The 14,286-nt window shown below is 65.1% G+C and carries 13 protein-coding genes; 8 read left to right on the top strand and 5 right to left on the bottom strand.

Annotated features, from left to right (window positions below; translation table 11 throughout):
- Window positions 1–3 precede the first annotated feature (3 nt).
- The 3 genes from Q8L25_RS22945 to Q8L25_RS22935 all read right to left on the bottom strand — a co-directional run bounded on the left by Q8L25_RS22945 (window position 4) and on the right by Q8L25_RS22935 (window position 4,108).
- Window positions 4–2,442, bottom strand: a complete 2,439-nt coding sequence (locus Q8L25_RS22945) for a TonB-dependent siderophore receptor (protein ID WP_308921601.1) — start codon at window positions 2,440–2,442, stop codon at window positions 4–6.
- Window positions 2,443–2,529: 87 nt separating this feature from the next.
- Window positions 2,530–3,573, bottom strand: a complete 1,044-nt coding sequence (locus tag Q8L25_RS22940) for a FecR domain-containing protein (RefSeq protein WP_308921600.1) — start codon at window positions 3,571–3,573, stop codon at window positions 2,530–2,532.
- 7 nt (window positions 3,574–3,580) lie between these two features.
- Window positions 3,581–4,108: a sigma-70 family RNA polymerase sigma factor gene (locus Q8L25_RS22935; RefSeq protein ID WP_308921599.1), complete on the bottom strand. Its 528-nt coding sequence runs from the start codon at window positions 4,106–4,108 to the stop codon at window positions 3,581–3,583.
- A gap of 209 nt (window positions 4,109–4,317) precedes the next feature.
- Here Q8L25_RS22935 and Q8L25_RS22930 point away from each other — a divergent pair, with 209 nt between their 5' ends.
- Together Q8L25_RS22930 and Q8L25_RS22925 are read left to right on the top strand one after the other, a co-directional pair.
- Window positions 4,318–4,653, top strand: a complete 336-nt coding sequence (locus Q8L25_RS22930; protein WP_308921598.1) for a Rap1a/Tai family immunity protein — start codon at window positions 4,318–4,320, stop codon at window positions 4,651–4,653.
- Window positions 4,650–5,123 carry a T6SS effector amidase Tae4 family protein gene (locus Q8L25_RS22925; RefSeq protein WP_308921597.1) on the top strand — a complete coding sequence of 158 codons (474 nt, stop codon included), beginning with the start codon at window positions 4,650–4,652 and terminating at the stop codon, window positions 5,121–5,123. Before Q8L25_RS22930 ends, Q8L25_RS22925 begins: the two co-directional genes overlap by 4 nt.
- Here the strand turns inward: Q8L25_RS22925 and Q8L25_RS22920 are convergent.
- Window positions 5,120–7,108, bottom strand: coding sequence for a helicase-related protein (locus tag Q8L25_RS22920; RefSeq protein WP_308921596.1), 1,989 nt, complete (start codon window positions 7,106–7,108; stop codon window positions 5,120–5,122). The genes Q8L25_RS22925 and Q8L25_RS22920 overlap by 4 nt on opposite strands.
- 126 nt (window positions 7,109–7,234) lie before the next feature.
- On the opposite strand from Q8L25_RS22920, the gene Q8L25_RS22915 reads away from it, so the two are divergent.
- The gene (locus tag Q8L25_RS22915; protein ID WP_308925779.1) at window positions 7,235–9,658 is read left to right on the top strand and encodes a DNA internalization-related competence protein ComEC/Rec2; all 2,424 of its coding nucleotides are present in this window, start codon (window positions 7,235–7,237) and stop codon (window positions 9,656–9,658) included.
- Window positions 9,659–9,679: 21 nt separating this feature from the next.
- Here Q8L25_RS22915 and Q8L25_RS22910 read toward each other — a convergent pair whose 3' ends face one another.
- Window positions 9,680–10,603 carry a LysR family transcriptional regulator gene (locus Q8L25_RS22910; RefSeq protein ID WP_308921595.1) on the bottom strand — a complete coding sequence of 308 codons (924 nt, stop codon included), beginning with the start codon at window positions 10,601–10,603 and terminating at the stop codon, window positions 9,680–9,682.
- A gap of 154 nt (window positions 10,604–10,757) precedes the next feature.
- On the opposite strand from Q8L25_RS22910, the gene Q8L25_RS22905 reads away from it, so the two are divergent.
- From Q8L25_RS22905 to Q8L25_RS22885, 5 genes are all read left to right on the top strand, one after another.
- On the top strand, window positions 10,758–11,519 hold the full coding sequence (locus Q8L25_RS22905; protein ID WP_308921594.1) for a TSUP family transporter: 762 nt from the start codon (window positions 10,758–10,760) through the stop codon (window positions 11,517–11,519).
- 7 nt (window positions 11,520–11,526) lie between these two features.
- Window positions 11,527–12,222 (top strand): HAD family phosphatase, encoded by a 696-nt coding sequence (locus Q8L25_RS22900; RefSeq protein ID WP_308921593.1) that lies wholly within the window; start codon window positions 11,527–11,529, stop codon window positions 12,220–12,222.
- A gap of 57 nt (window positions 12,223–12,279) precedes the next feature.
- Window positions 12,280–13,083, top strand: a complete 804-nt coding sequence (locus Q8L25_RS22895; protein ID WP_308921592.1) for an alpha/beta hydrolase — start codon at window positions 12,280–12,282, stop codon at window positions 13,081–13,083.
- 125 nt (window positions 13,084–13,208) lie between these two features.
- Entirely contained in the window at window positions 13,209–13,778 is a 570-nt protein-coding gene (dcd, locus tag Q8L25_RS22890) for a dCTP deaminase (protein ID WP_183677490.1), read from the top strand.
- Between the two features lie 160 nt (window positions 13,779–13,938).
- Entirely contained in the window at window positions 13,939–14,286 is a 348-nt protein-coding gene (locus Q8L25_RS22885; protein ID WP_308921591.1) for a FlxA-like family protein, read from the top strand.

Here is a 14,286-nt window from a genome sequence, read left to right as displayed (position 1 = left end):
GTTTTACAGTGAACCGCGCAGTGTCAGCACCACATTGCGCGGGTCGCCATAGTAGTTGGCGTTTACAAAGCTCGACAGGGTGCTGTAGTAGCGCTTGTCGAATACATTGTTGACGTTCAGGGTGGCCGACCAGCGCGGATTGATCTGGTACTTGAGCATGGCGTTCCACACCGCGCGCCCGCTCACATCGGCCGTCAGCAGGCCCACCGTCCGGTAGCTCGAACTCTGGCTGTTGACGCCGCCGCCCAAGGTGACATCGCGCAGCGCGCCCCGCAGCTGGTACGTGCTCCAGATGCGCAGCATGTGCTTGGGCGTGTAGGTGTTGAACGACAGACCGCCGCTGTTGACGTCTGCCACATATCTGGTGCGGTTGAAGGTATAGCCGGAAAACACATTCCAGCCCGTGGCCAGCTTGCCGCTTAGTTCAAGGTCGACGCCTTCGCTGCGCACCTTGCCCGTATCGATATAGCAGTAGTAGTCGCTGCGGCAGGTGTCGCTGCTGTTGTAGTCTTCCTGCGCGCGGTTTTTCTGGTCAACGCGGAACAGCGCCAGCGCTGTATTGACGCGGCCGTCCATCAGTTCACCCTTCACGCCCAATTCAATATTCGCGCCCGTCAGCGGTTTCAGGGCCTCGCCCGATTCCTTCTGTTCGTACTGTGGCGAGAAAATCTCGGCATAGCTGGCGTAGGCCGACCATTGCGGATTGATGGCATACACCAGGCCCGCGTACGGCGTCAGCTTGGCGTGTTCGCCCTGATTGGTGGTCGACACCGACGGGCTGCGGCCGGTGGTGTCGGTATCCCAGACGGTGCGCGACCAGCCCAGGCGGCCGCCGACGATCAGCTTGAGCGGGTCGCTCAGTTGCATGCGCACGGTGCCGTAAGCCCCGGTTTCGCGCGACCTGCCGACCCGCGCTTCGCGCAGGTTGCTGTTGATAAAGGCATCGGTCGGCTCGGGAAAATCGGCGCTGAAGTTGTTGATGTCGAAGGTATGGTAATTGCTGCTGACGCCATATACGGTGCGGGCCGTGGCGCGCGCATGGTTGACGCCAAACACCACTTCATGCTGGCGCCCGATCGCGTCGAACTTGCCGGTGATATTGGCGTCGATGCCGGACAGCTCGTTCTCGGCCACCGTGGTCGACGCGCGCAAGGCGCCCCGGTTGGTGAGCGGGTTGATGGCCAGGCCCGAGCCGGCATACTTCATGTCGTTCTTTTCCTTGACATAAGCGCTGCTGACCTTGAGCGTCCAGTCGTCGTTGAAGTGGTGCGACAGGTCCAGGTAGGCACCGCGGTTGGAGTTATCCTGGCGGTTCCAGCTCGCGCCGAGAAAGGTGGAACGCGGCAGGTCCAGGTCGCGCGCATTGCTGTAGCGCGGCAGGCCGTTCAGGAAGGGCAGGCCCTTGACCTGTTCGGAACTCATGGCCAGGTTGACCTGGGTTTGCGGCGACAGGTCGTATTCCAGGGTGGCGAACAGGGTCGGGCTGCGGCGTTCCACGTAATCGATAAAGGAATGCTTGTCTTCGTAGTCGGCCACCACGCGGCCGCGCAGGGTGCCGGCGTCGTTCAGCACGCGGCTGGCGTCCAGCTGCAAGCCGTAGCTGTCCCACGAGCCGGCCTTGGCGATCACGGTGGTGGCGTTGTCGGCCAGCGGGCGCTTGCGCACCAGGTTGACGGCGCCGCCCGGATTGCCCGCGCCTTGCAGCAGGCCGGCTGCGCCGCGCAGCACTTCCACCCGGTCGTAAATGGCCGTGCCGGCCGAGAAATTGCTGGCGCGGCCGTACATGCCGCGATTGAGCGGCACGCCGTCATACTGCACCGTGGTCAGGTCGAAGCCGCGCGCATAAATATATTTTCCGCCCTGCGGGCTTTGCTGGATGGTCATGCCGGTGGTGCTGGCCAGGGTGTCATAGACGGTGGTCAGGTTCTGCTCGTCGAGCAGCTGGCGCGTGACCACGCTGACCGATTGCGGTATATCTTTCAATGCCTGTTCGCCCTTGCCGATGGTAACCGCGCGCGTCGTGTAGGCGCCGCTGCCTTCGGTGGTGGCGCCGATCACGGGCGCGGCGCTGACGGTTACCGGGGCCATGGTCTGTTCGGCGGCCTGCTCGGGACCCCGGGGACGCACCGTGACGGCCGTGCCCTCGATCTCGGCCGCGAGGCCGCTGCCGGCCAGCAGGCGCTCGAGCGCGTCGCGCGGCGTCATGCGGCCCGTCACGGCGGGCGCCGTCTTGCCGGCCACCAGCGATGGCTGCACCATCAGGTCAAGCCGGCTCTGGCGCGCCAACGCGTCGAGCGCCTGCGCCAGCGGCTGGGCGGCGATGCGGATCTCGATGGAAGGTGTGGCGGCGCTGATGACCTGGGCCTGGACGACCGGTGCAAACGCCAGGGCGACGGCCATGGCCATGATCAAGGGGGCGGGGATAAAGCGAAAGCGTGACATGCAATCTCCAGAGAGGTGTAAACAAGAATCCTTCTCATGCAGACGCATGGCCGGTAGCGATCCCCAACCCTGTTCGTAAAATTATTTTCAGCGCGCCGCGACGATTTCCGTCACGGCGCCGTCGCGCCGCAGCGCCACCGGCAGCACGCGCGGCAGCACGCGCATGAAATTATCGAGCCGCAGCGGGTCAAACGTGCCCGTCACGCCCAGTTGCGCCACCTGCGCGTCGCGCACCACCAGCCTGGTCGCGCCATAGCGCTCGAATTCGGCCAGCACCTGCGCCAGCGGCGTGTCGTCGAAACTGACGCGGCCCTCGCGCCACGGCGCGATGCCCCGGGCCGCCACCTGGCCGATGGCCCCCAGGCGCCCGCTGTTGTCGGCACCGATGCGCTGGCCGGCGGTGAGCAGCATGGCCGGCGCGCCATCGGGCGCCGCGTTGCGCACCACGCTGACCCGGCCTTCCTCGACTTCGACCCGCACATCGTCCTTGCAGGCCATGCCAGGGGTATGGCGTACCGAAAAACGTGTGCCGATCACCGTGATGCGCACGGCGCCGGCCAGCACGTCGAACGGGCGTTTTGCATCACCCTGCACCTGGAACACGGCCTGGCCATCGAGCAGCCGCACGACGCGGCGCTCGCGGTACAGGGTGACGGCCACGCGCGTGGCGGTGTCGAGCCGCAGCACGCTGCCGTCGGGCAGGGTAACGGATTGCTGCTGGCCACGCGCGGTGGCAAAGCTGGCCTCGTACACGGGCAGATGCCGCCAGTGTTGCCAGGCCAGGATGCCGCCGCCCGACGCCGACAGCGCCAGGGTGGCCAGCGCCGCCCTTGGCGCCAGCGCGGCCAGCCAGTGGCGGCGCGCCGGCGACGGCGGCGCCGCGGCGATGGCCTTGTCGGCGGCCAGCCGGCGGCGCAGCTGGTCGACGCCGGCGGCCGGCAAGGCGTCCAGGCGGGCCCAGTCGCCATGCCAGCGCGCATAGGCCTCGCCATGGGCGGGATTGGCCGCCAGCCAGGCATTGAACTGTGCCGCTTCCGCTGTGCTCAAGCTGCGCTCGCGGCGCGCGAACCAGTCCAGCGCCTGCTGCTCAAGGTCGCTGAGGGATTGGTCGGATGGCGATGGCTGGTTCATGTCTGGCTCACGGGCTCGAAGGTGGGGACGCGCCATCCTGGGCGTCCTGGCAGCGGCGGCAGGCCTGCATGGCCAGCTTGATATGGCGTTCCACCATGGTGACGGAAATGCCCATCCGGCGCGCCACTTCCGCTTGCGGCAGGCCGTCGAATTTATGCAGGATAAACGCTTCCCGGCAGCGCAGCGGCAGTTCACCGATCACGGCCAGCATGGCCTCGACGCCTTGCGCCGACATGGCGGCCGTTTCCGGTTCGCTGGCGGCGGGCGCGGACAGGGTGTCGAAATCGGCGCCGGCTTCATCGCCAGGGTCCGTATCAATCGCCTGGCCGCGCACGGCGCCGCGCCGGTGCCGGTCGATCACCAGGTTGCGCGCGGTGCGGTACAGCAGGGCGCGCGGTTCGGCCACGTGCTCGCCCGACTGCTGCAGGGCCAGCACGCGCACATAGCTTTCCTGCGCCAGGTCGGCCGCCGCATGGCGGTCGTTGACCGCGCGCGACAGGAAATTCAACAGTTCTCGGTAATAGCGTGTGAGCACAAATATCCAAAGCCGGGGGTAGGGCGCATGTAACTTGCAGGCTGGCTTTGCTACGTTGGCTGACCCGGGGGCGCGGGAATACCCCCTTGTTTTTTGCGGCGGCCCTGATTCTACAGGCTGCAAGACCATCCCGTCCATGCTTGACCTCGCTCAGTGCGGGGTGATGGGCGCCGCCTACAATCGGCGGATGCCCCTTTGCCAGGCCCGCCATGCGCCCACTTTTCTTCCTTTTCGTCCTCTCTTTATCGTGCGCCCACGCCTTTCCCACGGCGCCGCGCCTGAGCGGCGCGCAGCTGCTGGCCCAGTCCCAGCAGGACCCGCGCTACGCCAAAGGCTACCTGGCCGGCGTGGCCGATGCCGCGCAAGGCCGGCTGTGGTGCGACACGGGCCGTGTCAAATCTGTGGAGCTCGACGGCATCGTGATCGCCGGCATCAAGGCGCTGCCTGAGCCGGCACGCCAGGGCGACGCGGCGCGCCTGGCCGTGGCCATCCTGGCCAGCCGTTTCCCCTGTCCCCATCCACCAAAAAACGGGAGGTTGAGATGAAACCTGCATTCATCAAGCTGCGTGAAAACTACTACAGCGTGGCGGCCGTCGACCAGGCGGCCCTGTTCGGCGAAATCGGCTGGGAAGACCTGATCGGCAAGGACAGCTTCATCAACACCTGCGCCATCCGCATCAGCCTGGCCCTGATCAAGTCCGGTATCAAGCTCAAGGGCCGCATGGCGATCAACAAGGGCCCGTTCAAGGGCGCGCTGATCGAGCCGGGCCAGGCCAAGCTGGCGCATATGCTCGCCAGCCCCTCGCTGTTGGGTGCGCCCGAAAAATTCGCCAGGGACGCGGCCATCGACGGCATCGGCAACCGCAAGGGCATCGTGGCGTTTTTTCGCATTCCCGGCTACCTGGGCGGCGCCGGCGGCCATATCGACATCCTGCTGCCGTCCACCGGCGTCAAGGTGTGCGGCTCGGAATGCTACTGGACCTGCGGTGAAGTCTGGTTCTGGGAGCTGCGTTAACTGCGGAATTTCTTCGATTTTCCGCGCGAGGCGGCATTGTGTGCGCGCAGGATGGAGTCGACCCGTTCCGACGCATCGCGCGACAGATTCTGCGCCACCGCAATATCGGGGAAAAATTCCGGCAGGCGGTAACTGAGCCAGGCATATGCCGAGTAGTAGCGGCAGGTGTCTTCCACCTGCTGCAAATTCTGCGTGCCGCCGCCGTAGGCATGCTGGCGCAAGGTACTGGTCTTGCCGAGCGACAGATTCTTCGACCAGTGTTCCCACGCCGTCTGCAAGGACGGCACCTTGCTCGAGATCGGCACCAGCGACAGGGTGAACTTGTCGGCCACGGACAAGGGCAGGGTGTCGAGCCACAGCGCGCGTTCCTTCTGGTCTTCGGTAATGCGCGGGAAGAAAAAGCCGTCCGGCACGTCGATATTGTGGATAAAGCGGCGCAGCAGTTTTGATAGCGACTGCTCGCCCGTCACCGACGAAATCCGGTGCAAGTGTTCCAGCGACGGCGCCACGGCAAAGCCGCTGGTATTCAGCGGGTGCAGCTTTTCCTTGAGCAGGGCGCGCATCACTTCATGCGTCTCGTTGTCGTAGCCGGCCACCAGTCCTTCTTCATGCACGCCATAGCGGCCCGCGCGCCCGGCGATCTGGCGCGCCAGCGCGGCCGAAATCTCTTCCTCTTCGCGCCCGTTGTACTTGACGCTGGTGGTCATCACGATGCGCGCGATCGGCATGTTCAGGCCCATCGCCAGCGCATCGGTGCCGACCACGATATCGGCTGTGCCGTCGCGAAAACGCTGCGCCTGCGCGCGCCGCACTTCGGGCGACAGATTGCCGTAGACGGTGGCCACCGACAGCCCGGTTTCCGTGATCATGTCGCGCCACATCAGCACTTCGCGGCGCGAAAACGCGATCACCGCGTCGCCACGGCGCAGGTTGCGCACCTTGCGCACGGCGGTGGGCTCCATCGACAGCGGCGCCATGCGTTTCAGCACATGCACCTCCAGCGGACACTCCAGCCGTTCGGCCAGCGCCTCGATCGCGCGCCGCGCTTCCGGTGCGCCCACCAGGTAGACGGTGTGGGCCGGCGCGCCGCAGACGGCCGCCGTCCAGGCCGCACCCCGGTCCGGATCGGCCAGCATCTGGATCTCGTCGATGACGGCCACCTCGACCACGGTTTTCGTGTCCAGCATCTCCACCGTGCTGGCCACGTGGGTGGCGTTGTCCACCGTGCGGCGCTCTTCGCCCGTGATCAGGTTGACCGCCAGCGGTTTGCCGTGTGGCCGTGCCTCCTGCAGGCGCTCGTAGTTTTCCAGCGCCAGCAGGCGCAGTGGCGCCAGGTAGACGCCGTTTTTCGCTTTTACCAGCGCTTCCATCGCGCGGTGCGTCTTGCCGGAATTGGTGGGACCCAGCAGCGCGACAAAGCGGCGCGGCAGCCGGCGCGCCATCTCGAACGAGGCCGGATATTCGGCCAGGTTGATGCTCTGGCGCGTGCGCGCCGCATGCTGTTCTTCCTGCTGGCGCTCGATGGCGTGGTTGAAGCGCTGGCGGATGCGGTCGAACACCATGCCGGCCGGCTCCGACGTCTGCATGTCGGCCAGGGTATGCAGGAACAGCATCGGGTCGGCGTCGACGTCCTCGCTCTGGCCGGCGATATCGGCCACGAAATCGATCACATGCTGGCGCAGCTCGTCAAACACGGCTTGCCCGGCCCGTTCGCGCACCAGCGCCAGCTTGGCCTCGCGGTCCATCTTGCGCCACTTGGCCGGCCGCGCCAGCACGCCCTGGCTCGGCACCAGCGCATACGGCACGCGCAAGCCGCCCGCGCGAACTTCGCCCGAAAAGCGCACGAACACGCGGCCTTCCATCTTCACCAGCCGCACATGCTCGGCCAGTTCGCCCAGTTCCGCCACCAGGGTGGCGTCGTTATTGTCTTCGGCGAGGTCGTTGCTGTCGGCAGGAGTGCTGGCGGGTGGTGCGGAGGAAGTCATGGAATGCCTGGGTGTGGAGGATGCAGCACCGATTATACCGTGCCGGGCAGGGATGATCTGGCGCAAACCAGGCTTGTCCGGCAAGGCTATATTGAACGACTTGCCATGCAACTGCCGCCCACCGATATGCGCATCGTCCTCCTTGCCTTTGCCTTTGGCGCCGCATGGCTGCAGATGCAAGCGAGCCTGCCGCGGCACCCGGGGCTGGTGCTGATATTGCTGCTGCCAGTCTGCCTGGGCGCGCTGCTGTTGCTGCGGCGGCGCCACCTGGCCGTGAAGGCGGTGGCTGCGCTGGCCTGCGGCCTGGCGCTGGGTTTTTACTGGGCCGCGTGGCTGGCGCAACTGGCGCTCGCACCCCAGCTGGCGCTGGCCGACGAGGGCCGCGACATCACGATAATCGGCACCGTCGCCAGCCTGCCGTATCGATTCCAGCAGGGCGTGCGCTTCAATTTTGCCGTCGAAAGCGCCGGCGGCGACGTGGTGCCGCCGCTGATCGCCTTGTCCTGGTATGCCGGCTTTCGCGATGAAGTCACCAATGAGGTGGGTGACGTGCAGCCGGGCGAGCGCTGGCAGCTGACGGTGCGCCTGCAACGGCCGCACGGCAACGCGAATCCGCACGGTTTCGATTACGAGGTGTGGCTGCTGGAGCAGGGCGTGCGCGCCACCGGCTATGTGCGGCCGGCGCCGAGAGTGGATACACCGAACCTGCGGCTGGACAGCTTTGCACCCGGCTTCGGCAATGTGGTGCAGGCCAGCCGCGCGGCACTGCGCGCGCGCATCCTGCGCAGCCTGCGGGGCAAGGAGTATGCGGGCGTGATCGTGGCGCTGGTGGTGGGCGACCAGCGCGCGATTCCCCAGTCGGACTGGCAGGTGTTCAACCGCACCGGTGTCAGCCACCTGATTTCCATTTCGGGTTTGCATATCACGATGATCGCCGGCATGTTCGCGCTGGGCGCGGGCGCCTTGTGGCGGCGCTCCTTTTTCACCGACCGCCAGCTGCCCTTGTTCCTGCCGGCGCAAAAAGTGGCCGCGCTGGCCGGCGCCTTGGCCGCCTTGCTGTATGTGCTGCTGGCCGGCTTCGGCGTGCCGGCCCAGCGCACCCTGTATATGCTGATCGTGGTGGCGCTGGCCCTGTGTCTGGGCCGCATCACCAGCATTACCCACGTGCTGTGCCTTGCGCTGGGCGTGGTGGTGCTGCTCGACCCGTGGGCCGTGCTGTGGCCCGGTTTCTGGCTGTCGTTCGGCGCGGTCGCCACGATTCTGTATGCGACCGTCGGCCGCATGGCCAGTCATCCGGAAGTGGATGCCAGCCGCTGGCAGCGGGCCAGGGCCGCCATTGCGCTGGGGGCGCATACGCAATATGTGGTGACGGTGGGTCTGGTGCCGCTCACCATGCTGCTGTTCGCGCAGGTGTCCCTGGTGTCACCGGTGGCCAATGCGCTGGCGATACCCGTCATCAGCCTGCTGGTCACGCCCTTGTCCTTGCTGGGCAGCGTGCTGCCCGCGCCCTTGTGCGACTGGATCCTGCTGCTGGCGCATTTCCTGGTGCAGGTGCTGGCGCAGGTGCTGGACTGGCTCGGTGCGCGCCGCTTTGCCGTCTGGACCGCGCCCGTACCGCCGGCCTGGAGCTTTTGCTGGGCGGCTGTCGGCACCCTGTGGCTGCTGGCGCCGCGCGGCTGGCCGCACCGCTGGGCTGGCATGCTGAGCTGGATTCCGCTGCTGACGGCCATGCCGTCGAGCCCGCCACCGGGCCAGCTGTGGGTCACGGCCTTCGACGTGGGCCAGGGCATGGCCCTGCTGGTGGAAACGCACCGGCACCGCTTGCTGTACGACACGGGCCCGGCCTACGGCCTCGATTCCGACGGCGCCAGCAGGGTCATCGTGCCGTATCTGCGTGCACGCGGCATCGGCAAGCTCGATGGTCTGATCATCTCGCACAGCGATACCGACCACGCGGGCGGCGCCATCTCCTTGCTGGAAAACGTGCCGGTGGGCTGGCTGTCATCGTCCTTGCCCGATGGCCACCCGGCCGTCGACTTCCAGCGCAAGCTTGGCCAGCCTTACCTGCGCTGCGTGGCGGGCCAGCGCTGGAGCTGGGAAGGCGTGCATTTCGAGATGCTGCATCCGCTGGCCGAAGCCCATCACGACATCACCCTGAAACCGAATGCCCGCAGCTGCACCGTGAAAATCACGGCCGGCAAGCACGCGATTCTGCTGGCCGGCGATATCGAAGCGGCGCAGGAGGGCGAGCTGTTCGTGCGCGCGCGCGAGTCGCTGGCGGCCGACGTGCTGCTGGCGCCCCACCATGGCAGCGGCACCTCGTCGACGCAGGCATTCCTGAATGCCGTCCATCCGTCGCTGGCGATTTTCCAGGTGGGGCACCGGAACCGGTATCGGCATCCGAAGGCGGAGGTGTACGAGCGCTATGGCACGATGGGGATCACGCGGCTGCGCACGGATGTGGAGGGGGCGGTGATGATGAAATTTGGCGCCGAATTCGGTGCTGACAAGTATCGCAGCACGCACCGTCGGTACTGGCAGCGGCACTGAATCGTGTCATGACGATGTGCTTCATGCCACCCGCTCATCCGGAATCTCCAACCCCTTCTTCTTCACATACTCGAGAAACAACCGCGCCCCCTTGGCCATCCTCGACGTGCCATACACCGCATGCATGCTGGGATCGAGTTCTTTTGACGAAGTCAGGCGGTAAGCGGGGCACACGCGTATCAGCTTGCCGCTGGCCACCGCCGGCTCGGCCAGCCAGCTGGCCAGGCGGGCGATGCCGGCGCCTTCCAGCGCGGCCTGGAAGGTGGCGATGCCGGAGGTAAAGCGAAAGCGCGGCTGGACCTGGTAGCGCACATTGCGTTCACCGGAAACAAAGTGCCAGTCGCGCAGGATGCGCGGGGCGGAGTGCATGATGATGTCGTGGCCGGCCAGCTCTTCCGGCTCGCTTGGCGCGTCCATGCGGGCCACGTAGTCCGGCGCGGCGTACATGTGGCGGCGGTAGTTCCACAGGGCGTAGCCGATCAGCTCGCTGGACTGGGGGAAGGCGCCGCGGATGGCGAAGTCGAGCTTTTCCTGGATCGGATCGATCGACTTGTCCGAGAAATGGATGTCGACCGACACGTTCGGGTAGTCGCGCGAGAACTGCGCCACCAGTTTCGGCAAAAAGCCCAGCGACAGGATCTCGGGCGCCGAGATGCGCACCCAGCCTTGCGGGGAATTGCTCAGTTCGGCCAATTGATCTTCCGCTTCGGCCTGGGTTTCCAGCAAGTGCTTGGCCGAGGCGTAATAGGTTTCGCCGGCGGTCGTCAGGGTGAACTGCTTTTGCGTGCGCAGGATCAGTTCCGCGCCGATCGCTTCTTCGAGGAACTGGATGGCGCGCGTGACCGCCGACGGCGAGCGGCCCAGCATGCGCGCCGCGTGCACGAAACTGCGTTTTTCCACCACCGTGCAAAAGGCGCGGATTTCCCACATCAGCTTGATCGACATTCCCAGGTTCCCGCAGCGTAAAAGGACAGTAGAGCGCAGAGCGGCCCATTTCGTCAAGCGTTACGCCTGATTGCGTTTAGCGCAATATGAAGTTGCATCCAGAAAAACCGGCGCGGCCTATACTCGCCCTGTTGCCATCCTCTCCCTTGCCGCCATGCTGACTATTTCACTGCTGTGTTTATTTGCCTTTTTTGCCGGCCTGATCGATGCCGCCGTGGGTGGGGGCGGGCTGATCCAGTTGCCGGCGCTGTTCAACCTGATGCCGAACATGGCGTCGACGTCCTTGCTGGGCACCAATAAACTGGCGTCCGCTTGCGGTACCACGTTTGCGGCGCGCTCATTTATCGGCAAGGTGCATGTGCCCTGGCTGCTGGTGCTGCCGGCCGTGGCCGCGGCCTTCGTGATGTCGTTCATGGGCGCGGCCGCCGTGTCCTATGTGCCGCAGCAGGTGGTGCGGCCGATGGTGCTGGTCCTGATCATCATCATGGCGATCTACACGTTTATCAAGAAGGATTTCGGCAGTATGCGCGAGGCGCGCACGGTGGGTACCCGCGAACGCATCCTGGCGGTGGTGATCGGCGGCGCCATCGGTTTTTATGACGGCCTGTTCGGGCCGGGCACGGGCAGTTTTCTGATCTTCCTGTTTATCCGCGTGTTCGGTTTTGATTTCATTCTGGCCTCGGCATGCTCCAAGCTGGTCAATATCGCCACCAACGTCGCCGCGCTGGCCTTCTTTATTCCGGCCGGTCACGTCGTGTATGCGGTGGCCGCGCCCATGGCGGTGTGCAATATCCTCGGCGCGCTGACGGGCACCTGGATCGCCGTGCGCCGTGGCGCCGCCTTTGTGCGGGTGTTGTTCCTGGTGCTGCTGGTGATGCTGATCGTGAAACTGTCCTACGACATCTTCTTCAAGTAAAACCGTCATGAAAACCATCCGCGGCGTGCTGTGGGATAACGATGGCGTGCTGGTCAATACCGAGCAGCTGTTTTACGAAAGCAACCGTGATCTGCTGCTGCCCTACGGCATCGACCTGACGCCCAAGCAGTTTTTCGACTGGTTCCTGGACAATAACTATGGCGCCTGGCATCTGCTGCTGGGGCAGGGCCACAACCTCACGCTGGTCGACCGGCTGCGGCTGGAGCGCAAGCGCTTGTTCGGGGAACGGCTGCGCCAGGCGCGGCAGCTGGCGATGCCGGGCATGGACCACTTGCTGGACACCTTGCGGCCGCATGTGGGCATGGGCGTGGTCACCAGCGCCTACCACGAACATTTTGAACTGAGCCATGCGCACAGCGGCTTGCGCCAGCAGTTCGATTTCGTGCTGACGCGCGAGTCGTACGGCGCCAGCAAGCCGGCCCCCGACGGTTATCTGCTGGGCTTGCAGCACCTGGGGTTGGCGGCCGACGAGTGCGTGGCGGTGGAAGATGCGCCGCGCGGCTTGCGGGCCGCCAACGCGGCCGGACTGGAATGCATTATCTTGCGCAACCAGATGAACCGCCACCATGCGTTCGACGGCGCCTTTTGCGTGGTGGAGTCGGTCGCGGAACTTGCTGAAGTGCTGGCCTCGTTCGTGCCCGGCGCAACGGTGACTGCCCCGCAATTAGAGTGCGCGCTCTGATCCATCTGGCCGGCCTGCCATTACAATTATCCATCGCCCAGCCTGCCAGAACCCGCCATGACATTACCGCAGCTCCACTTTGCCCACGCCAACAGTTATCCTGCCGGCACCTACCGCCAGCTGTTTGCGCTGCTGGGCCAGCACTACGAGGTACAGGCGCTCGACATGCATGGCCACGATCCGCGCTACCCGGTCACGGCCGGCTGGCCCGGGCTGGTGCGCGAACTGGTCGATGACCTGGAACGCCGCTACAGCGCGCCCGTGATCCTGGTCGGCCATTCGCTGGGCGGCATGCTGAGCGTGATGGCGGCCAAGGCCCGGCCCGACCTGGTGCGCTGCGTGGTCCTGCTCGATTCGCCCGTGGTGGCCGGCTGGCGCGCCATGTTCGTGCGCCTGGCCCGTAACACGGCCATCGGCGAGCGCTATTCGCCGGCGCGTTTTTCGGCCCGGCGCCGCAAGGTGTGGCCGGACGCGCAGGCGGCGCATGACCACTTTGCCGCCAAGGAGCTGTTTTCCATCTGGGCGCCGCAGGTGCTGCGCGACTATATGGCCAGCGGCCTGGCGCCCCATCCCGACGGCGTGCAGCTGCGTTTTACGCGCGAAGTGGAAACAGACGTATATCGCGGCTTGCCGCACCATGTGGGCGCGCTGGTGAAAGACGGCTTGCCGGTGCCGGTCGGCTTTATTGGCGGCCTGGACTCGGTCGAATGCCGGCAGGCGGGCCTGGCGGCGACCAAAAAACTGGTGGGCAGGTTTTTCCGGCAAGTGCCGGGCGGCCACCTGTTTCCCATGGAGGCGCCCGAGCTGACGGCGCAGGTGATACATGAAATGATCACGGCCCTGCTGGCACGGCAGGTTTAGGCGAGGAAATTCGGGATGAGAGGGCCAAAGCCAGTGGGTTTTCGCGTAAAATCCTGCCATTCGGGCCGCTGCCCTCCAGGCTGCGCGCCCCAGCCATTCCGATATTCTAGAAAGATGCCCCAGCGATGACGATTAAAAGCGATAAATGGATACGCCGCATGGCGGAACAAACGGGCATGATCGAGCCGTTCGAACCGGGCCAGGTCAAGGAACGCGATGGCAACCGCATCGTTTCCTACGGCACTTCAAGCTATGGCTACGACATCCGCTGCGCCGATGAATTCAAGCTGTTTACAAACATCAACACCACCATCGTCGATCCCAAGGATTTTGACGCCAATAACTTCGTCGACGTCTCGGGCAAGGGCTATTGCATCATCCCGCCCAATTCCTTCGCACTGGCCCGCACCGTCGAATACTTCCGCATCCCCCGCAATGTACTGACGATTTGCCTGGGCAAGAGCACCTATGCGCGCTGCGGCATCATCGTCAACGTCACGCCGTTCGAACCGGAATGGGAAGGCTATGTGACGCTGGAGTTTTCCAACACCACCCCCTTGCCGGCGAAAATCTACGCCAACGAAGGCGTGGCGCAAGTGCTGTTCTTCGAGTCCGACGAAGTGTGCGAGACCTCGTACAAGGACCGCGGCGGCAAATACCAGGGCCAGGTTGGCGTGACCTTGCCGAAGACCTGATTCAGGGGCGCTGCATCAGCCAGTCCGCCAGGGCTGGCGAAGCGCGCTACAGCGGCGTCCGCCGCCAGGCCGCCTTTACCCGCCTTTACACTTGTGCATCTTTATCTGTAGGAAACTTTGCCGATAATAATGGTATTGACACAGAGAAGAGGCAATCATCATGGTATCGGCAATCGGTTCGGGCGGCGCGGTCAGCGCGGCCGCCAGCAGCAGCAGTTCCAGCAGCAGCACGCAAATTGCTGCCCTGCAGAAGCAGATCACGGCGGCGCAAAAGCAGTTGACGGAGTCGCAGAAGGGCGAACAGACGGAAACGGCGCAGAAATTGCAGGAGCAGCTGGCGCAGCAGATCCAGGCGCTGCAGGCGCAGATCGCGCAATTGCAGGCGGCCGCCGCTCAGCAGGCGCAGCAGAAACAGGACAGTCAGGCCGCCAGCAGCGCGGACACGGCCAGCAGCCCGGCCCGTTCGGCCACCTCGACCCTGGGCAGCATCATCGACACCCAGGCATAA

It is taken from the genome of Janthinobacterium sp. J1-1 (genome assembly GCF_030944405.1).
Taxonomy (GTDB): domain Bacteria; phylum Pseudomonadota; class Gammaproteobacteria; order Burkholderiales; family Burkholderiaceae_D; genus Janthinobacterium.
The sequence above is the reverse complement of the archived record's forward strand: the minus strand, read 5'-3'. Positions and strand labels throughout refer to the sequence as shown.